17 protein-coding genes are annotated in these 19996 nt (G+C 56.9%); 8 read left to right on the forward strand and 9 right to left on the reverse strand.

Going from position 1 to position 19996, the window contains the following annotated elements; genetic code table 11:
- Positions 1-59: 59 nt before the first annotated feature.
- On the forward strand, positions 60-1247 hold the full coding sequence (locus ACSQ3H_RS29425) for an acetate/propionate family kinase (protein ID WP_436120575.1): 1188 nt from the start codon (positions 60-62) through the stop codon (positions 1245-1247).
- Positions 1248-1387: 140 nt separating this feature from the next.
- Here ACSQ3H_RS29425 and ACSQ3H_RS29430 read toward each other — a convergent pair whose 3' ends face one another.
- The 5 genes from ACSQ3H_RS29430 to arcD all read right to left on the reverse strand — a co-directional run bounded on the left by ACSQ3H_RS29430 (position 1388) and on the right by arcD (position 7186).
- Entirely contained in the window at positions 1388-2221 is an 834-nt protein-coding gene (locus ACSQ3H_RS29430) for a universal stress protein (RefSeq protein ID WP_436120576.1), read from the reverse strand.
- A gap of 325 nt (positions 2222-2546) precedes the next feature.
- Positions 2547-3473, reverse strand: a complete 927-nt coding sequence (gene arcC / locus ACSQ3H_RS29435) for a carbamate kinase (RefSeq protein ID WP_436120577.1) — start codon at positions 3471-3473, stop codon at positions 2547-2549.
- Between the two features lie 2 nt (positions 3474-3475).
- Positions 3476-4477: an ornithine carbamoyltransferase gene (gene argF / locus ACSQ3H_RS29440; protein WP_436120578.1), complete on the reverse strand. Its 1002-nt coding sequence runs from the start codon at positions 4475-4477 to the stop codon at positions 3476-3478.
- Positions 4478-4490: 13 nt separating this feature from the next.
- Positions 4491-5708, reverse strand: a complete 1218-nt coding sequence (locus ACSQ3H_RS29445) for an arginine deiminase (protein WP_436120579.1) — start codon at positions 5706-5708, stop codon at positions 4491-4493.
- 11 nt (positions 5709-5719) lie between these two features.
- On the reverse strand, positions 5720-7186 hold the full coding sequence (gene arcD, locus ACSQ3H_RS29450) for an arginine-ornithine antiporter (RefSeq protein ID WP_436120580.1): 1467 nt from the start codon (positions 7184-7186) through the stop codon (positions 5720-5722).
- A 253-nt stretch (positions 7187-7439) separates the two neighbouring features.
- Between arcD and ACSQ3H_RS29455 the strand changes: the two genes are divergently transcribed.
- Genes ACSQ3H_RS29455 through ACSQ3H_RS29470 form a run of 4 tightly spaced genes read left to right on the forward strand, consistent with a single transcriptional unit; the run spans position 7440 to position 13608 of the window.
- Positions 7440-8474: an HlyD family secretion protein gene (locus ACSQ3H_RS29455; RefSeq protein WP_436120581.1), complete on the forward strand. Its 1035-nt coding sequence runs from the start codon at positions 7440-7442 to the stop codon at positions 8472-8474.
- Positions 8474-11185 (forward strand): ribosome-associated ATPase/putative transporter RbbA, encoded by a 2712-nt coding sequence (gene rbbA / locus ACSQ3H_RS29460; RefSeq protein ID WP_436120582.1) that lies wholly within the window; start codon positions 8474-8476, stop codon positions 11183-11185. The genes ACSQ3H_RS29455 and rbbA overlap by 1 nt, the downstream gene beginning before the upstream one ends.
- Before the next feature lie 4 nt (positions 11186-11189).
- Positions 11190-12308, forward strand: a complete 1119-nt coding sequence (locus ACSQ3H_RS29465; protein ID WP_436120583.1) for an ABC transporter permease — start codon at positions 11190-11192, stop codon at positions 12306-12308.
- Positions 12309-12366: 58 nt separating this feature from the next.
- A complete protein-coding gene (locus ACSQ3H_RS29470; RefSeq protein ID WP_436120584.1) occupies positions 12367-13608 on the forward strand; it encodes an MgtC/SapB family protein in 1242 nt (413 codons plus the stop codon).
- Positions 13609-13649: 41 nt separating this feature from the next.
- On the opposite strand, the gene ACSQ3H_RS29475 is transcribed toward ACSQ3H_RS29470, so the two are convergent.
- Both ACSQ3H_RS29475 and ACSQ3H_RS29480 read right to left on the reverse strand, forming a co-directional pair.
- On the reverse strand, positions 13650-14054 hold the full coding sequence (locus ACSQ3H_RS29475) for a c-type cytochrome (protein WP_436120585.1): 405 nt from the start codon (positions 14052-14054) through the stop codon (positions 13650-13652).
- Between the two features lie 3 nt (positions 14055-14057).
- Positions 14058-15623 (reverse strand): AAA family ATPase, encoded by a 1566-nt coding sequence (locus ACSQ3H_RS29480; protein ID WP_436120586.1) that lies wholly within the window; start codon positions 15621-15623, stop codon positions 14058-14060.
- Positions 15624-15826: 203 nt separating this feature from the next.
- Between ACSQ3H_RS29480 and ACSQ3H_RS29485 the strand changes: the two genes are divergently transcribed.
- From ACSQ3H_RS29485 to ACSQ3H_RS29495, 3 genes are all read left to right on the forward strand, one after another.
- Positions 15827-16663: a universal stress protein gene (locus ACSQ3H_RS29485; RefSeq protein ID WP_436120587.1), complete on the forward strand. Its 837-nt coding sequence runs from the start codon at positions 15827-15829 to the stop codon at positions 16661-16663.
- A 98-nt stretch (positions 16664-16761) separates the two neighbouring features.
- Positions 16762-17412, forward strand: a complete 651-nt coding sequence (locus ACSQ3H_RS29490; protein WP_436120588.1) for a BON domain-containing protein — start codon at positions 16762-16764, stop codon at positions 17410-17412.
- Between the two features lie 66 nt (positions 17413-17478).
- Entirely contained in the window at positions 17479-18483 is a 1005-nt protein-coding gene (locus tag ACSQ3H_RS29495) for a zinc-dependent alcohol dehydrogenase family protein (protein WP_436120824.1), read from the forward strand.
- A gap of 54 nt (positions 18484-18537) precedes the next feature.
- Here the strand turns inward: ACSQ3H_RS29495 and ACSQ3H_RS29500 are convergent, their stop codons facing one another.
- Both ACSQ3H_RS29500 and ACSQ3H_RS29505 read right to left on the reverse strand, forming a co-directional pair.
- The gene (locus tag ACSQ3H_RS29500) at positions 18538-18726 is read right to left on the reverse strand and encodes a hypothetical protein (protein ID WP_436120589.1); all 189 of its coding nucleotides are present in this window, start codon (positions 18724-18726) and stop codon (positions 18538-18540) included.
- A 54-nt stretch (positions 18727-18780) separates the two neighbouring features.
- Positions 18781-19311 (reverse strand): Hsp20/alpha crystallin family protein, encoded by a 531-nt coding sequence (locus ACSQ3H_RS29505; protein ID WP_436120590.1) that lies wholly within the window; start codon positions 19309-19311, stop codon positions 18781-18783.
- Positions 19312-19996 lie beyond the last annotated feature (685 nt).

Here is a 19996-nt window from a genome sequence, read left to right on the forward strand (position 1 = left end):
AAAACCGTCAGTCTGCTACTGTGAGGACAAACCGCAATAACCCCGATACTGCTGACATCATGGCCAACGCGATCCTCATTCTCAATGCCGGGTCTTCAAGCCTGAAATTCGCAGTCTTCCAACAGAAGAAAGGGTTGCCGGCCCTTCTGCGCGGTAACATTTCGTCCTTGGGCAAGAATCCGCAGATGAAGGTTATGGTTGGCGACAACACGCAAGCGGAACACGTTCGGCTGGATATGGAATCGAGCGACATCAAGGGTGCGATGGAGCTTGCCGTTGACGATATTTCCAACCGCAGCCTCACCCCTGCCATCAAGGCGGTTGGACACCGGATTGTCCACGGAGGTTCGGAGTTCACCCGGCCCACAGTGCTAGACGCTTCGGTGATCGAAAAATTGCTTAGCCTTGTGCCGCTGGCACCTATGCACCAGCCGCGAAACCTCGAGATTATCGATGGCGCAGCAAAAGCTTTCCCGAAAGCCGTCCAATTCGGATGCTTCGATACGTCTTTTCACTTCGGCCGTCCAAGATTGGCGACACTCTACGGCCTTCCACGCGCGCTGGAACAGGAGGGCTTGAAGGCCTACGGGTTCCACGGGATTTCCTACGCCTATATCGCGTCGCGGCTGAAATCGCGACACGGCGCGAATGCTGGAGGAAGGGTCATTGTTGCCCATCTCGGCAGTGGTTCGAGCTTGTGCGCCATGGAAGGCGGCAAGAGCGTTGCAACGACGATGGGTTTCTCGACCTTGGATGGTCTTGTAATGAGTACGCGCTGCGGATCGGTTGATCCTGGGCTTGTCTTGCATTTGTTGCAGCAGCGCGGCATGTCGATCGAACAGGTCGTTCAGATGCTCTACAATGAATCCGGCATGCTTGGCGTCTCCGGCGTCTCGGGAGACATGCAGGCGCTGATTGAGTCCGATGAACCATCTGCCAAAGAAGCAGTCGATCTCTTTGTCTACCGAGCGGGCAGGGAGATTGGATCCATGGCCGCCGCTTTGTCCGGATTAGACACATTGGTTTTCTGCGCGGGCATAGGCGAGAACTCACCGCTTATCCGCCAAAGGATCGGAGAGGCTGCTCGATGGCTTGGCGTGGAGATCGATGCGCAACGCAACTGGCGCGGCGATGAATTGATCAGCGCCTCACACTCCGCAGTCCAGGTGCTCGTCATCCCAACCGATGAAGAAAGGGCCGTGGCCGTTCAACTGATGAAATTGCCGTCAGACAAACTCGGTGCTTGATGTGTGACCAGGGTCTATAGGGGCGACCCATCCGCGTCCATCTCTATTGGCGATGATCACACCGCCGATCGCGGAACCACCTCCAGCGCGGGTAGGCCGCTGTCACGCGCAGGGTGCCTGGTCTCGCCCCACGCAACCAATCAGTGTGAAAGCAGGATTGGCAGGCGCACATGGTTGAAAACGTCCGCAGTCGCGCCACCCAGGACGAAATCTCTGATCCGCGAATGACCAAACCCGCCCATGACCAGAAGCTGCGCTCCAAATTCCAGCGCATGTGCCTGAAGGGCCTCGCCTATCGCGCGGCCCCCGATGTTGAGAGTGAGAACCTCAGCGGCGAGACCACGCCGTTGTAATGCAAGCGCTAGTCGTTCGCCGATGTTTTTGTCGATGGGCTTTTCATCCAACACCGTCGCAACCGAGATTCGCTTCGCGCGCAGCAAGAATGGCGTTGCGTCGGCGAGGGCACGCGCGGCGACCCGGCTCCCGTCCCAAGCGATCATTATATGGTCGATAACTCCAACCGTCATGGAAGTAGGAAGGAGAACGACAGGACGGCCGGAGCTGAAGAGGACTTCCTCAGCTACTACCCGTGCCGAAGAGCCAGCGGTATCCCATTCCATCATCGAAAGATCACCGTAGCGTGCCTGTGAGGCAGCAACCTCGCCGATCCCATAAGGAGGCGCGTTGGTTTCTTCTGTCGTTACGGATACATCCGCTTCTGTGGCGGCCTTCGCCACGGCCTCCAGCAACTTTTCTCCCGCCTTTCGGCTCTTGTTTTCGGCTTCCCGGATCATCTCAGGTACGTTCAACAAAACGCCGGAGAACGCATTGGAAACGTCAGGAATGTCCACGTAAATGCATTGTGCATACACATCCGCATCAAGGTGTTTCGCAACCGCCATGGCGTTCATCACGAACTTTTCTGAACTCGCATCGGGGTGAGTCAACAACGGCACAAATCCCAGTGTACGCATTTTTTTGTCCTATTCGGTCAGGCGACCGACGACCGCAATACGGTACGCGTCGTTTCCTTTAAGTGTGAGCTTATGACGTGCCATTTGCCTGTGCTTTGATCTATCGCAATTGCCACAACGGACATGATTGTTACGGATGAGCGAAGTGATCGGACTATCGATTATCGGGTTGTTTCATTCACCGGAGCTGGAGGGCAGCCATTCAGTCAGGTCGTTGCGCCAGCTGAATAACTATGAAGCGGTCCCAAGGATACATGTGCAAGGGGTTCGAACGCTCGGCCCCTTCCACATTGTGTCAGGCGTATGAACGGGTGCGGCGGCTCGCTCAAGATGGGCAAGAAGGTGCTCGAGGGGCGATGCGCGTGCCGTCCTCACCTTGCAGGATGGCGACAGCGTCTCCAAGAGAACCAATGTATGCGGATTTTCCGGTGGTCTGGGCGAATTCGGCGGCCGCGGCGATTTTGGGACCCATTGATCCGGACGCGAAGTCTGCGGCTTTCACTGACCCAGCATCAATGGTTTCAAGCTTGCGAGCATGTATTGTCCCATAATCGGCATAAACCGCGTCGACATCCGTCAACATCAGCAAAGCGTCTGCGCGAAGTTGCCGAGCCAACAAAGCACTGGCCAAATCCTTGTCGATCACCGCCTCCACACCCACCAGGCTGCCGTCCGGTTTTTTAACGACAGGAATACCGCCTCCACCCGCGCAGATGACAATGACGTCATGTTCGACGAGGATACTGATCACTTCGGTTCCGAGGATGGTCAGAGGTTTTGGGGAGGGAACCACGCGTCGCCATCCTGAACCGTCCGGTGCGATTCTCCAATGGCGGGTTGCCGCCAGCGCCCTGGCAGCTGCTTCATCGTACATTGGACCGATGGGTTTGGTCGGTGTGGAGAACGCCGGATCGCCGGAATCGACCTTCACCTGGGTAAGCAGGGTTGCAAACCGTCTGTCTTTCAGAACATTGCCGAGTTCCTGTTCAATGACATAGCCGATCATGCCTGCACTTTCGGCGTCCAGCACGTCGAGTGGAAACTGGCCTTCCTCCGGCGTGGCGGCCGCCTGCATGGCGAGCAGTCCAACCTGCGGGCCATTACCGTGCGTGATCACAAGCATATGTCCTTTGGCAATGACGTCTGCCAGGGCCAGCGCGGCACCCCGAATGTTGGTGCGTTGGTTTGCGGCCGTCATCGGTTCCCCACGTTTCATCAGCGCGTTCCCGCCGAGCGCAACCACGATCAACATGGTCAGTTTCCGATTGTGGCGACGAGAATCGCCTTGATCGAGTGCATGCGGTTCTCGGCCTGGTCGAAGACGATTGAAGCCTTCGACTCGAAAACCTCATCGGTGACTTCCATGCAATTGATACCGTATTCCTTCGAGATGCGCGCACCGACCTCCGTGTTGGTGTCGTGGAACGCGGGAAGGCAGTGCATGAATTTTGCGTAGGGGTTGTTGGTCGCCTCCATCACTGAAGCGGTGACTCGATAGGGCGAGAGCAGCCTTATGCGCTCCGTCCATGCGGCTTCGTCCTCTCCCATGGAAAGCCAGACGTCGGTATAGATGAAATCAGCTGCTGACACGCCGGACCTTACGTCTTCGTGCAGCGTCAACCGACCGCCGTTGGATATGGCAAGGGATTTGACGTGGTCGACGAACGACGAGTCCGGCCAGAGTTCGCTCGGAGAGACGATGCGGAAATCCATTCCGACCTTTGCCGCTCCGATCGCGAGCGACAGGGCAACGTTGTCGCGGCCGTCACCGACAAACGCCACTGACATGTCCGAAAGATGCTTATGGGTGAACTCCCGCATCGTCATGAAGTCTGCCAGGATTTGCGTTGGATGCGCTTCGTCGGTGAGGCCGTTGTAGACCGGGACTCCGGCGAACTTGGCCAGCTCCTCCGCAGACTTCTGGGAAAAACCACGGTACTCGATGGCATCGTACATTCGTCCGAGCACCCGCGCTGTGTCTTTCATCGACTCCTTGTGTCCTATGTGGCTTCCCGAGGGGCCGAGATAGGTGACATGGGCACCCTGATCGTAGGCCGCCACCTCGAAACCGGACCGGGTGCGCGTCGAATCCTTCTCGAAGATCAAGGCGATGTTCTTGCGCACAAGCCGCGGTACTTCCGTTCCGGCCAACCTGGCCGATTTGAGATCGGCAGCGAGCTTCAACAGAAAGCGGATTTCGTCCGGCGTGAAGTCGTCGAGCGTCAGTACGCTGCGGCCGTGAAGATTGTTTGGCATGGTGATTTCCTTTTCAGACTGCGTCACGGACAAGGGGGCAGGTCATGCAATGACCGCCGCCGCGGCCGCGGCTGAGTTCGGCCCCGTCGATCGTGATGACTTCCACACCGGCGCGCCGCAGCAGTGTGTTGGTGTAGACGTTGCGGTCATAACCAATGACGACGCCGGGCTCGACGGCGATGACGTTGTTGCCGTCGTCCCACTGTTCGCGTTCGGCTTCATATCGGTCTCCTCCCGTGGCGACGACGCGCAGGGACTTTAGTCCCATGGCTTCAGCTACCACATCAACAAACGGCCTGGCCTCTTCTGCGACGAGAATACCGTCGCCTGTACCGACGGGGCGCAGCGAAAACGTCCGCAGACGATCGACCACCGGCGGATACATCGTCACGAGATCCCGATCGCAAAACGTGAAAACGGTGTCGAGATGCATGAAGCTGCGCTCGCGCGGCATCAAAGCGGCGATCACATGTGTTACTGTCCCGTTGGCGAAGAGGCGTCGAGCAAGTCCGCCCACGGCCTGCGGCGTGGTGCGCTCCCCCATGCCCACCAACACCACACCTTTGCCGACCGGCATGACGTCGCCGCCCTCAAGACTGGACGACGAGACCGGATCGTCCGAGGAAACGAAGGGGAAATTGGCCCCGCTGAAGCGAGGATGATATCGGTACACGGCAGATACGTTGGCGGCCTCGGGCCGCCTGGCTGGCCAGTACATCGAGTTGACGGAGAGGGCATCGTAGATCCAGCATGAGCTGTCCCGCGTGAAAAGCTGGTTGGGGAGCGGAGGAAGAACGAAGTCCTCCGGAAGGAGGGTTCGACCTGTGAGCCCCAATGGTTGAAACGGCAGCTCTGCACGGGCTATGCCTCCGACCAAAAGCGACGACAACTGTTCGGACGGCATTTCATCGAGCCATCCACGCAGTTCGCCGACCATGTCGAGACCAACCGTCGAGGCAACCACGCGGCGATCAAGAAGCCAGCTCCGGGCTTCCGGCAACTCCATCGTCTCGGCGAGGAGGTCGCCGAAAGAACGGACGACGACGTCGCTTTCGCGCAAGGCATCGACAAAAACGTCATGTTCCTGACGGGCGCGCTTGACCCACAGAACGTCGTCAAAAAGCAGGCTTCTGCAATTTTCTGGTGTCAGCCGGCGCAGGCTGAGATCGGGACGATGCACCATCACTTCACGCAGGCGGCCGGTTTCGGAATGGACTCCGAGAGAGTTCATGATTGGTCCTTTCACAAGGGGCTGATGGTACCGGTCCACATCTCATAGGCGGCGAGCATGCCGACCAAGACGAGGGCGATGGCGAGGAAAGCTTCGATGGGATGGAAAACCCTTTGGCCAGTTTCGCGGCGGGCCAACACATAGAACAGGAGTCCCGGTGCGTAGAGGATGGCGCACATGAACAGGTAGGATGGGCCGGCGGCGTAAACCAGCCACAGTCCGTAGACTGTCGCCAGAAGGCCGGCTAACAGCGGGCCGGTTCGCTGTTCGCCGACCCGATAGCTTTCGCCGGTTATCGCCAGCTTTGCGGCGTAGGCACCTGAAAAGATGTAGGGTACCAGGATGGCCGCGGAGGCGATCGAGAAGAGGGCCTGATAGGTGCTGTGGGCGAAGAGAGTGATCAAAAGAAAAGCCTGCACGAGCAAATTGGTGAGCAAAAGCGATGCCGATGGCACTCCCCGGCTGCTTTCACGCGCAAGAAACTTCGGCATTGTCCCGTCCTTGCCCGCAGCGAACGGAATTTCCGCCGCCAACAACGTCCAGCTGAGAAATGCGCCGACAACCGAAACGACGAGGGCAACGTTGATGAGAATGGCTCCCCATGGCCCAACCACCGCTTCAAGCACACCCGCCATGGACGGATTCTTCAGGGCCGCAAGCTCAGGCTGACTAAGAATTCCGAGGGAAAGGAGGGAAACGAGTGCGTAGAGGGCAAGACAGGTGAAGAAGCCGAGAACCGTCGCCATGGCGATGTCGCGGCGGCGCTCCGCCCGCGCCGAGAAGACGCTTGCCCCCTCGATGCCAATGAACACCCAGAGCGTCACCAGCATGGTACTCTTCACCTGGGCGGTAATGGAACCAAGGCCGGCATTTCCCAGAGAGGTAAAATCGAGCGAGAACACATCGATTTTGAACGCGACGGCCACAAGGCCGATGAACAGGAAAATCGGGGCGATCTTCGCCACCGTGACGATGAGGTTGACGATGGCCGCCTGGCGGATACCGCTGAGGATCAGAACATGAAGCAGCCACAAGAGTACCGACGCGCCCAGAACCGCTTGCCAGGTGTTGCCGTCGCCGAAGGACGGAAAGAAGTAGGATAAAGCGCTGAACACGATCACGGCATAGGAGACATTGCCGACCCATGCGCTTATCCAGTATCCCCAGGCGCTGTTGAACCCGACGAATGGTCCGAACCCGGCTTTCGCATACGCGTAGGGCCCGGCTTCGAGATCCGGTTTGCGCACGGCAAGCGATTGGTAGACGAAGACCAGCGCCAGCATGCCGATGGCCGTGATGCCCCAGCCGATCATGATCGCAAGCGAACCTGCGCCAGCAGCCATATTCTGCGGCAGGCTGAATACGCCTGAACCAACCATGGAGCCGATGACCAGAGCGGTCAGGGCTCCAACGCGAAGTTTGCCGCTCGCCATTTCAGGCGCACTCGCGGTGGCAAGTCGGATTTCGGTCGAAGCCATCGCTTCCTCCCGGGGTTTGAGGTCCTTAAGCGGGACTAGACCCGAAATCACGTCGACCGGCTTTGATCCTGGTCAAGGTGATCGTTCATTCTCAGGAATGTCCCGCAGAAGGGCTCACCGCGGCGGCGAGTTGCCTTGCCGATCAGGGAAATGATCTAGATCAAAGAGCTTGCAGCGCTGAAACGCTATGAGGTTTGCGCGGAGATGATTCATCGCTTGCCGCGGCACTGAAATCTTTCCTTGGAGCAAACTCTTGCGTCGTCATCAAACCTCATCGTTGCTGCTCGCAGTTCTGGCGATTTCGACAATATTGGCAAACAACGCAAACGCCGAAAGCGGTGCCTCGGCTCTGGGTAATCGCATCCAGACCTTTTGGAACGATGTCACCGGCAAAACAATTCCAACCGGCATTAGCTCATCGAACGGGCGTGTGGAAGCCGAACAGGTTCTTATATCGGCGAAATTTGCTGGTCGCGTCAGCGAAGTTCTCGTAGACGAAGGGCAAACCGTCGACGCGGGGACCGTCATAGCGAGGATGGATGTCTCTGATCTCGAAGCACAGCTTGCCGGTGCGGAAGCGCAAGTGCGGCGTGCCGATAAAGCAGCGACCGAAGCCAAAGCGGCAATAGAGCAGCGCGAGAGTGAGCTTGTTCTCGCCCAACAGGAACTTGAACGGGCTTCAGCTCTGCGGGAGGGAGGATTTGGCACGACGCAGGCCTTGGATTTGAGGCGCAGTCAGCTCAATGTGGCCCAGGCGTCGCGTGCCGCGGCAGTCGCCAATCTCGACGCCGCAAATGCATCGACGGATGCTGCTAGTGCCGACGTCGCTCGTATCCGTTCACTGCTTGACGACTCTGTGCTGAAGGCTCCCCGACGTGGCAGAGTGGAGTACAAGCTCGTGCAATCGGGAGAGGTTGTCGCAGCCGGGGCTCCTGTCGTTACGCTTTTGGATCTTTCAGACGTGTATATGACAATCTTCTTACCCGCGCACGCGGCCGGACGCATTGCATTAGGCGATGACGCCCGGATCATACTCGATCCCGCGCCCGATTATGTTGTTCCAGCGACTGTATCCTTCATTGCGACGGAGGCACAGTTCACACCAAAGACTGTAGAAACAACGGACGAACGCGAAAAGCTCATGTTCAGGGTGAAGCTGCGGATCGCGCCTAGCCTGCTCAGAGAATACGAGACCAGGGTGAAGGCCGGGGTACGCGGCGTCGGTTATGTTCGGACCAGCCAAACGGCCGAGTGGCCAAACAATCTTACAGTGAAGCTGCCAAACTGATGGATGCCGCAATCCGTTTTGAGGGTGTCGTACACAGATACGGCAGGACCGCTGCTCTGGATGGGATTGATCTTGCTATTCCGCCAGGCTGCATGGCGGGATTGATTGGTCCGGACGGCGTCGGCAAGTCAACACTGCTTGGGCTTGCGGCAGGAGTGACCGCTATCCAGCAGGGTGAGGTCACCGTGCTGGCTGGCGACATGGCCGATCCATCGGCACGTCGAACGGTCTGTGCGCTGGTGGCGTACATGCCCCAGGGTCTTGGCCGGAACCTCTATCCGACCCTGAGCGTTGCCGAGAACCTTAATTTTTTTGGGATGCTTTTCGGCCAGGGCAGCGCGGAACGAAAGGCGAGGATCGACGAGCTTCTGGAGGCGACAGGGCTCTCAGATTTCTCCAGCCGGCCAGTCGGCAAGCTGTCGGGCGGGATGAAACAGAAGCTCGGGATTTGTGCGGCTCTGATTCACGACCCGGACCTCCTCATTCTTGATGAGCCCACCACTGGCATCGACCCGCTGTCGCGTCGGCAGTTTTGGGAGCTGATCGCCCGCATGCGCCGCCGGCGACCGGCGATGAGTGTCGTCGTGGCCACGGCATCTATGGTGGAAGCCGAGCAGTTTGATTGGATCGCCGCAATGCATGCGGGTCGCGTGATCGCCGCGGGGTCCCCGGCCGAGTTGATACGCGGCTCCGGACAGCAGAGTCTCGAAGGTGCGTTCACCGCCTTGATGCCGAGCGCAGAGTCCGAACGTGGTCAGGTCGTACCGCCCCCGCAACGCGTGGTTTCCGAAAGCAAACCCGCGATAGAAGCCCAGAACCTGACCCGCCGTTTCGGTTCATTTACAGCCGTCGACCACGTCAGTTTCAGTATCGGCAAGGGGGAGATATTCGGTTTTCTTGGGTCGAACGGCAGCGGCAAGACCACGACCATGAAAATGCTGACGGGCTTGCTGCCCGCCAGCGACGGTGAGGTGCAGCTGTTCGGGCGGCCGCTGGATGCGCGGGACATGGAGACCCGCAAACGCGTCGGATACATGTCCCAGTCCTTTTCCTTGTACGGTGAACTCACGGTGCGGCAGAACCTCTTGCTGCACGGGCAATTGTTCGGGATACCCAGCGAAAGACTTGATGCACGGATCACGGAAACGATCGACAGGTTTGATCTGGCGGCTGTCGCGGACGAGTTGCCGGAGAGCTTGCCTCTCGGAATCCGGCAACGGCTCCAGTTGGCGGTGGCGGTTCTCCATCGGCCGGACATTCTCATCCTTGACGAACCGACTTCCGGCGTCGATCCGATCGCGCGCGACCGCTTCTGGCGGCTTCTGATTGAATTGTCGCGTGCCGATGGGGTCACGATTTTTCTTTCAACACATTTCATGAACGAAGCGGAACGGTGTGACCGCATTTCCCTGATGCATGACGGCAGGGTTCTGGCAATAGGCAGTCCCTCAGAACTCAAGACCAAACGCAGGAAGAGCACTTTGGAGGAAGTTTTCATCGACGTGCTCGACGAGGCGGGAGCGCGCCGTCAAGCCGGTGCCGAACCGACATCCGTTCCTGCTTCGACGCGATCCGCCTCACGTTCCGTAGATGCGCGTCGGATGTGGGCCTACTCATGGCGCGAAACGCTCGAAATCATCCGCGATCCCGCAAGACTGGCTTTCGCGTTTCTGGGGCCAGTTCTGCTGCTCCTGACCTTCGGTTATGGAATCTCGTTCGACGTCGAGCATCTCCCTTTCGCCGTGTTCGATCAGGACCAGTCCGCCCAGAGCAGGCAACTCGTCGAAAGCTTCCAGGGCTCGCGATATTTCACCGAACGTTCGGCCATAGCTTCTGCAGACGAAATGGAAAGACGTCTCAAGGAGGGTGAGCTGAAGCTCGCGATCGAGGTGCCGCCGGGTTTCGGCAAAGATTTGCTGCGGGGGATGAAGCCGGAAGTCGCGGTCTGGCTGGACGGCGCGATGCCCTTTCGGGCCGAGACGGCTCGAGGGTACATCTCCGGACTTGCCCTGGGATATCTCAGTGACGCAGCAATGCGAAAGAGCGGCCACGACAGTCCAGCCTACCCCTTCGGCATCGAAGAGCGTTTCCGGTACAATCAGGCATTCAGGAGCGTCAACGCCATCGTGCCCAGCGTGATTGTGTTGATGCTTGTTTTGATCCCTGCCATCATGACCGCGATCGGCATCGTCAAGGAAAAGGAGACGGGCTCGATCTCAAACTTCCAATCAACTCCAGTCAGGAAACTGGAGTTTCTCCTTGGCAAGCAGCTGCCCTATGTCGGCATTGCGTTCGTAAGCTTTCTGACGCTCGTCATGCTGGCGCGTGTCGTCTTTGACGTTCCTCTTAAAGGTTCGTTTGCGATACTCGCCGTAGCTTCGCTGGTCTATGTCGTGGCCACGACCGGTTTCGGACTGCTCGTGTCGAGTTTTGTCCGCAGCCAGGTCGCGGCAATCTTTGCCACGGCAATCATAGCGATGATTCCCGCGGTGAACTTTTCCGGCCTCCTCGTCCCCGTCTCCTCTTTGTCGGGCGGCGGGCGATTCATGGGGCTGTCGTTCCCCGCGGCATGGTATCAACCGATCAGTGTGGGGATATTTGCCAAGGGGCTTGGCTTTGCGGAACTTTGGTCCAACCTTGCTGTTCTCGGAGCCTTCGGTGTGGCGTTCATCGCCGCGGCCGCAGTCGCCCTGCGCAAGCAGGGGGCGTGACGTGATGGACCGCCTCTCTAAAATCTTTCGGCTCGGGGTTAAGGAGCTTCATAGCCTCAGGGCGGACCCCGTACTGATCGTACTCATCGTCTACACCTTCACTGTCGCCATCTATGCCGTCGCGACGGGGGCGAATTTCGAAGTCGAGAACGCAGCGGTCGCGGTCGTCGACGAGGATCGTTCGATGCTCTCTTCGCGATTGCGTGACGCTTTGATCGAGCCGTTTTTCAAAAAGCCCGTCTTGGTCAATGCGAATGAAATCGACGAGGTGATGGATGCTGGCCGGTTCGTCTTCGTGATCGAGATCCCACCGAAATTCGAGCGAGACCTGATTGCCGGGCGTCGCCCAACGGTACAGATCGACGTCGACGCGACGGCCATGTCACAGGCAGGAAACGGAGCTTCGTACATTCAGAACATCATCACGCAAGAGGTTGCCACCGCGTTTCCGGTCTCCTCCAGCGCACAGCCGTTGAGCCTTGTCGTCCGGGCCAAGTTCAATCCCAATTTGCGCTCCGCTTGGTTCACTGCGGTGATGCAGGTGATCAACAACGTCACGATGCTGGCGGTCATTTTGAGTGGTGCGGCGCTTATCCGGGAACGCGAACACGGTACCATCGAACATTTGCTCGTCATGCCGGTGACCCCGATCGAAATCATGCTGGCCAAAATCTGGGCGAACGGCCTGGTGATCGTCGCGGCGGCTTCGCTTTCGCTCATCGTGGTCGTCGAGCGTCTCCTCGGGGTCCCAGTCGCGGGATCGCTTGCGTTGTTTGTCGCCGCGACGGTACTCTACCAGTTTTCGGTGACGGCTCTCGGTATCCTTGTGGCGACCTTCTCCACGTCGATGGCGCAATTCGGTTTGCTGGTCATGCCGATGCTCGTCATGATGAACCTGCTTTCGGGAAGCACAACCCCCATGGAAAGCATGCCGGGTTGGCTGCAGAACATGATGCAGATTTCCCCGTCCACCCATTTTGTTGCGTTGTCACAGGCGATACTTTACCGCGGCGCGGACATCGGAATTGTGTGGCGCGAAATGATAATTCTGATTGCGATCGGCGCTGCTTTTTTTTCAATCGCCGCGCTTCGATTCCGCAAGTCACTATTGAACGTCCGATAGCCTCGGAGGCGCAAATGGCATCTCACTACGAATGGCGATCACTCCGCAGGACCCGACGATGGATGAGCTGATCCTACGACTGGGCCTTGCACTGGCAATCGGCACGTTGATCGGCCTCGAACGAGGCTGGCGCGAACGGGATGCACCTGGCGGAAGCAGGACTGCTGGTATTCGAACCTTTGGCCTGGCGGGACTTTTTGGTGGGATACTGGCTGCTGTAGCCTCGGCCTTCGCGGCTCCTTCAGTTTTTATCGGAGGCTTTGTCGGTTTCTCGGCAATCTTTGCCGTGTTCGAGTATCGCGAGACACAAAGAGACAATGTCTTTTCGGTGACCAGCACCATCGCGGCAATGTCAGCCGCTGCTTTAGGAGGATTGGCGGTCGCCGGCGATTTTCGGGCAGCAGCTGCAGGAGGAGCAGCCATTGCATGTATTCTGGCTAGCCGGGAAGTCCTGCATGGACTACTTAAGCGATTGTCGTGGAACGAGCTCAGGTCAACGCTGACGCTTGCAGCCATGACCGCAATTGGATTACCGCTACTCCCTAACCATCCCATCGATCCGTGGGGAGGGTTCAACCCATTCGATATATGGCTCTTGACCGTGCTGAGCGGTGCGATTTCCTACGTCGGCTACATCGCGGTCCGGATCCTTGGTCCTAAAGGGATTATTCTGGCGAGTTTACTTGGCGCGGTTGTCTCATCGATGGCGGTCACCGCTGCCCTCGGACGGCGGGTCGGATCTGGCGAACCCGTTTCCCTGCTGGCAGCCGGTGCGAGTTTTGCCGGTATGATTTCGATCATTCGCGTTGGTCTGCTGACAATATTGATCAAGCCTGCACTCATCACCATCATCCTTGTACCATTGTTCGTGGCTGCCACCGTTTTTGGTATAAGTGGTGGGGTCTTGTCGTTTCGCGCGCAACCTGCTGTTGCAGAGCATCAACCTCGAAATCCCTTCGACCTTGTATCACTTTTGATTTTTGCGGCGGCTTTCGCGGTGATCTCGACTTTGAGCGCAGGACTCGTGCAGCACTTCGGTATTGGGAGCATTCTGTTGACGTCGGCCTTGGCAGGTATTGCCGATGTGGACATCGCGGTCCTGAGCGCGCTGCGACTAAATATAGATCCGAGCAATCAAATAGTCATTCGCAATGCTATTTTGATTGCACTGGCCACCAACGGCGGCGCGCGCGTGATCTTGGCGGCAGCTACAGGTGGTCCGAAATATGCATTTCCCCTGATGGGGATCACCTTGCTGGCACTTGGACTCAGCGCGGCATCGCTATTGATCTATTATTGACGAGCCCGGGTATCATGGACGCCTTTGGGTTCGCCTCTCGTTCATTTTTCTTGGATCGCATCGAGGTATCTGATGATGCTTGAGATTTCGTTCGGCCTAACCTGAAATTCCGGCATGTCAGGATGGCCAGTGGATATGCCTTCGGCCAATGACTCCTCAAGATTGATCAGCGGATAGCGTTTTGAAAGGGTACGAAATTCAGGAGCGTCGGGATGCCTGCTTTTGCCACTCCGCCCGACTGCATGGCAGCCGGAACAGTATCTCTCCACCAAAGATTTGCCGCCTGCCACTGCGGATCGTTCGTTAGCTGCGTTTGCTGGCGTTAAGCTCGACACTAGGAAAACGACCAACGAGATCCGTACGACACAGGTACCATTTCGAGGCAATTGAGGCAAAATCCGCTTTCCGCCATGCGGAGTAAGGAGCAGCCGTTTGATAGTGGACATGGCCTAACACCCCACGCATGTTGGTGTTGGCAAAGTAACAAGCTTACACGCGGTCTCAATCTCCTCAAGGACCAGCTGGACAACGGTATCAACTGATTGGCCGGCGTCAATGTGCCGCCAATGGACGGTACCGGCATCCTGGGCCTCCTGCATCTCCAGTACCTTGACGGTTGCATCTGACGCACTGTTCCTCCGCGCTTCTATTCGTGACGTTAATGTTGAATGGTCCGCCTTGAGCCAAATCCCCGCGAACGGGACTCCAAGTGCCTTCCCAACACGTTCGATCAAAATACGATTTCGGGGCTTGTCAAAAACAGCGTCGACAATGACAGAACCCCGGCAGGTCAGTGCGGCTCCGGCCTTATCGCACAGGCTTTTGTAGACGACTTCTGAAATTTCCGGTCGATAGGCCTCAGTGGCAAGTCTTTCGGTTGCTCTAACACCGAATAGAGCCTTGCGGATGCGATCGCTTTCAAAAATTCGCGCGCCTGGAGCGCACCCGACATATGGGGCCAGTGCCTCTGCGATGGTTGACTTGCCGGATCCGCTCAACCCGCCGATCGCGATCAGAAGCGGTGAGGGCGGACCCAGCAGAGCAATCGCAAGATTGAAGTACGAGCGAGCCTCTTGTCGCAGCCTGGTGGACTTATCTGCACCCAATTCCACCTGGCTCGCGGTGACGTGGGCACGAACCGCAGCACGCAGCGCCATGAAGAAAGGAAGGACTGCAATGCCCTCGTCGTCACCCGCTATGTCGAGATAGCGGTTCATGACCAGATTTGCGTGGTCGCGCAGGTCACGATGCCAAAGGTCCATCAAGAGGAACGCCAGATCATAGAGGACATCGACAGTCGCAATCTGGTCGCTGAATTCGATGCAATCGAAAAGCCTGGGCCCATCCTCGGTAAGATAGATATTTCGCAGATGAAGATCTCCGTGACAGCGCCTGATCATCCCCGCAATTTCGCGGCGGTCCAGCTGTTTGCGATGCGCTGCCAGTGCTGTCCGGAATGCTCCGCTGAACGCCTCAACTTCGGGCTCGGAAAACACGTGACTTGTTGCAAAACCACGCTCGTTGATGTCGAGCACCGCTTCGATATTGGACGAACCGCTATTGGCGTGGACAGGAGCAATCGTCCGATGGAATTTTGCGATCTCTAGCGCGATAGTGTCCATCAGCCCCGGCGTAAGTTGGCCCGCTCCAGCCATCTTGTCGAACAAATGTTCTTGGGAGAACCGCTGCATTTCAACGACAGCATCGATCATTTCATTCGTATCATCAAAACACAGCTTTCCATTAGCACCGCGGGTAATCCGGCGAACGCCGAGATAGAGTTCTGGTGCTGTCTTGCGGTTGAGCTCGACCTCTTTCAAACAATAGGCCAACCGCAATGCCGGCGTTGAGAAATCGGCGTATGGAAGTTTGACAGCGCGCTTAAGTTTGAACGCTCTGTTCGCGATGAGGAAGACTAGCGATATGTGCGTTTCAATCAGCTCGACCGTGCCATCCAGGCCGTAGCTTTCGGCACGTTTTAAAAACTCAATTGTCTCGCTTTGATCATGACACATTGTGTCGGCTTTCCAGCAGTTGCCCTTGTGCACTCACGCATCACGCTAACGCATTCAATGTTCCGAATTTGTGCGCAATCCTATCATGCCGACGCTTGTGTGAGTTGATTTGGATCAAGGCATTCGTACGCAGGACTACATATCCTGTGACTTCAAATGTCCGAACTTCGCTCTTGCGCAGAGCAGCATTCAGGGGAAAGCAAATGTCTTTTAAAACGATAATGTGTATCGTCGGCATGAAGGTGGGTGATGATGATCTCAAATCTGCCATTGACCTTTGTGCGGAAAACAATGCCCACCTTTCGGTCCTTGTCATCTCATTGGCTTCGCCACCTCCGATCGGTGACTACGCATCCACAATATCGGATGCGTGGCTGGAGGAGCGGCAACATGGCCTTCAGCAGCTGGAAAAAAGAACAACGAGAATCAAGATGTTCCTGAGTGAAGCCGGAATTTCCGCCTCGGTCAGCAGTGAATATGCCGAGTTCGTCTGGGCAGCCGGCGAGATCGGCCGCCACGCCCGTTATTCCGATCTGATTTTTATCGGCCCCGAGGTCCTGAAATCCGAGGGACTCAAATCCAAGGTAGTGGAGGGTGCTTTGTTCGAATCCGGAAGGCCCGTTCTGATAGCACCTTCCGGAACGACACCGACGCTAACTCCGAAGCATGTGCTCTTGGCATGGGATTCGCGCGTGGAAGCTGCCCGCGCGGCCCGGGAGGCGCTGGATATGCTGATCGGAGCGGACGATGTTCACGTCACGCTTGTCGATCCGGATACGAGCTCGACGATGAATGGACCAGAACCCGGAGCCGATGTTGGCGCTTACCTGGCTCATCATGGGGTGAAGGTGATTGTGGACCGGCTGCCGAGCGGCGGCAATCCGGTCGCGGATGTTCTCAATCAGCACGCCGTGGACGTTGCTGCCGACCTGATCGTGATGGGCGGTTATGGGCATTCGCGTCTGCGTGAACGCGTGTTCGGCGGCGTGACCAAATCGATGATTGACGCTCCGAAATTTCCCATCCTCATGGCGCGCTGAGTTGATCCGCATCAATGCCGAGACCCCGCCACAAGACCATACTTGATCGTTGGAAGGAACGGCGGTCCCGCCTGCTTCGAAAAGAAAGGACATCAACAATGAGCGATATCATTCTAAGACAGAACGTCATTGACGAGCTCGACTTCGAACCGAGCATAGATGGTGCCCACATCGGCGTCACTGCCGAAAATGGAGTGGTCACACTTTCCGGTCATGTCAAAACATATGCCGAGAAGAACAAGATTGCCGACGTGGTTTGCAGGGTAAAAGGCGTTCGCGGAATCGCCCAGGAAATCGAGGTTCGGCCACGTGGGGAACATCGTACCGCCGACGATGAAATCGCCAGGCGGGCACTGAGCGTGATCCGGTGGAACACAGTAATTCCCGAAGGAGCCGTTCTGGTCAAAGTGCAAAATGGCCTTGTGACGCTTACGGGAAAAGTAGAGTGGTACTATCAGAAGAATGCCGCTGCCGAAGCCGTTCGCGGTCTGAGTGGTGTAGTAGACGTCTACAACCACATCGAGGTCCAACCACGTGCCACTGCCTATGATGTCAAGAAACGGATCGAGGATGCGCTGAAAAGGGCAGCGGAAGTTGAAGCGAAGAGCATCATTGTGGATGTTGACGGCTTTGGGAAGGTGAAACTCGAGGGAAGCGTGAAAGCTTGGTCGGAACGCAAGGCCGTCGAGCGGGCAGCCTGGTCAGCGCCCGGAGTGAAAATTGTGGACGACCGCATCGTCGTTGTATGATGGTTCGTGGGACGCAGAATTTGAAGACGCGTTTCACTCATGATGGAAACGGCCATGATAACGCAAATGCAAGCAATGGTTCTCCATAAAATTGGAGAACCATTGCTGCTCGAAAAACGCGAAATTCCGCGGCCGGGCATGGGCGAACTGCTGATCGAAGTCGAAGCCTGCGCCGTGTGCCGCACAGACCTCCATGTCGTCGACGGCGATCTCAAAGATGTACAATTGCCGCTTATCCCCGGACATGAAATCGTCGGCAAAGTCGTTGACATCGGAGAGGGTGTTATTGCAACCCGTCTCGGGCAGCGTGTCGGCGTCCCGTGGCTCGGACACACGTGCGGGCGATGCAATTATTGCAGGCACGGGACTGAGAACCTTTGCGACGACCCTGTATTCACTGGGTACACCCGTGACGGCGGGTTCGCGACGCACGTGATTGCCGACGACAATTTCTCTTTCGAACTTGATCCGACTGCAGATCCAGTTTCTCTGGCACCGCTTTTGTGCGCCGGCCTGATCGGTTGGCGTTCGCTCAAAAAGGCCGGTGAAGCCAGGAAAATCGGACTTTATGGCTTCGGTGCTGCAGCTCATATCATCGCGCAGATCTGCACGTGGGAGGGCCGGGAGGTTTATGCATTTACTCGCGAGGGAGATTTGCAAGCACAAAGCTTCGCCATGAAACTCGGCGTCGCTTGGGCCGGCGGATCAGGCGAAACTCCACCGCAGGCGCTGGATGCGGCAATCATCTTCGCTCCGATCGGCGATCTTGTGCCAAAAGCCTTAAGAGCCGTGCGCAAAGGCGGCCGTGTTGTTTGCGGCGGTATTCATATGAGCGACATTCCAAGCATGCCATATGCGGCAATCTGGGGCGAACGCGAACTCGTTTCCGTCGCAAACCTGACGCGTCAGGACGCCAGGGATTTCTTTCCAATTGCTGCCAAAGCCGGTGTGCGGACCACTACCACTCGCTATTTGTTGGAAGAGGCGAATATCGCGCTGGAGGATCTACGATCCGGACATTTGAGCGGAGCGGCGGTAATTATTCCTTGCGGACGTCCGCAGGTATCATAGTGGTGCAATCCGCGGCTGACGGAGCACGCTCAGAATTTCGGACAGAAGATCATGCTAGATCATTCGGATTCCGTATCGTTCGCGCAACTGTCCGACGAAACCCTCATCGACAGCGAGATATTTTGCGATCTTATCGTCGCCCATGCCCAAATCGACCAATGTTGCAAGCGCTGTCTGAGGCCAAGGCTTCAGACAGCGTTCCGCACGACAACGGCGCATTTCTACATTAGAAGGTTCATTCATAGTGTTCCCTTATGAATCACTCGAGTCTTGGCACCGCGGGTGCGCAGGCGCAGTTCACGCTGCCTTGATGGCAATCTTCTTATTGGTTTTCTGCGCCTGAGCGGTTTTGGGCAGCTTTAGCTTGAGCACGCCTTTGGAAAAGCTCGCCTCGATCTTGTCCGCATCCACCCCTTCAGGCAGCTGGAAGACGCGGTGAAACGATCCATAGTGCCGTTCAGAAAGATAATAATCCTTTTCGCGCTCTTCCCTCTCCTCGCTTTTCTCGCCTTTGATGGACAAGGTATGGTTTGAAAGTTTGATCTCGATGTCCTTTTCATCCATGCCGGGAAGTTCTGCCGAAATCTCGTACTCCTTGTCCTTCTCGACCATATCGGTCGCTGGCGCGATCTGCCACGCAGCGGGATGAGGAACTTCAAGCCCGAAGATCGACCGTCCGAACGGGAAGCGCCACGAGGAAGGACTGAAGTCATCGAAAATCCGGTCGATTTCGTGCCGCAAGTTCTCGAATGTTGATCGAGGCGAACTTGAAGTGACACTCGTTTTCTTGTCGGACTTGATGGGAAGTTTGTTCATTTTATCGGCCATATTCTTTCTCCTTTATCTAAGGTTGCAGGGAACTTGTTGCCGCCCACGCTTGGACACATGCTTGAAACGCACAAGACAACTCGCCCAATGTCCGGACGTCGCGTTACTCGCTGATGAGATGCCCTTCCGGTTTCCTGCCAGAAGGCTTGGCGCGACAGCAGACAATGAATTCATCAAACCAAGATCTCGACCCCGCAGCATTGATTCGGATCAATGTGCCGCGCCGTTGCGATTGATCGGTCCAGACTTCATCGTTGGTGATAAATTTACCCATCTACATTGAGCTGGATCAATGACCGTCTCCGATAGGTGGCACATAAATGTCGAAGATTTCGCTGGTAGGGGAGGGTTTCGTGTCGGACCGTTCTTTAAGACAAGATATCATCGACAAGCTTGACTATGAACCGAGCATCGATGCAGCCAATCCCCGCCGGGTGTAAGGGCAGCCGAAAATCATATCGCCCTGGTCTGACCTGAAAGGTCGAAATCAAGCCAGAAATGCGCTTGTGCGCCATGAAACGTCGTTTGCAATAGGAGGAGGATTGACGATGAAGAGTGAGTCTCCTGAAAAGCGTGTGTCACGCAACGTGGCGCCTTCAGATTTATTGCGGCTAGTGCACTGGGACATGCCAAAGCCACCAGGAAAGCCGAACGGATTGTCGGAAATTCTCCGCAAGGCCAAGGG

Source organism: Phyllobacterium sp. LjRoot231, from assembly GCF_964253365.1.
In the GTDB taxonomy this organism is placed as follows: domain Bacteria; phylum Pseudomonadota; class Alphaproteobacteria; order Rhizobiales; family Rhizobiaceae; genus Phyllobacterium.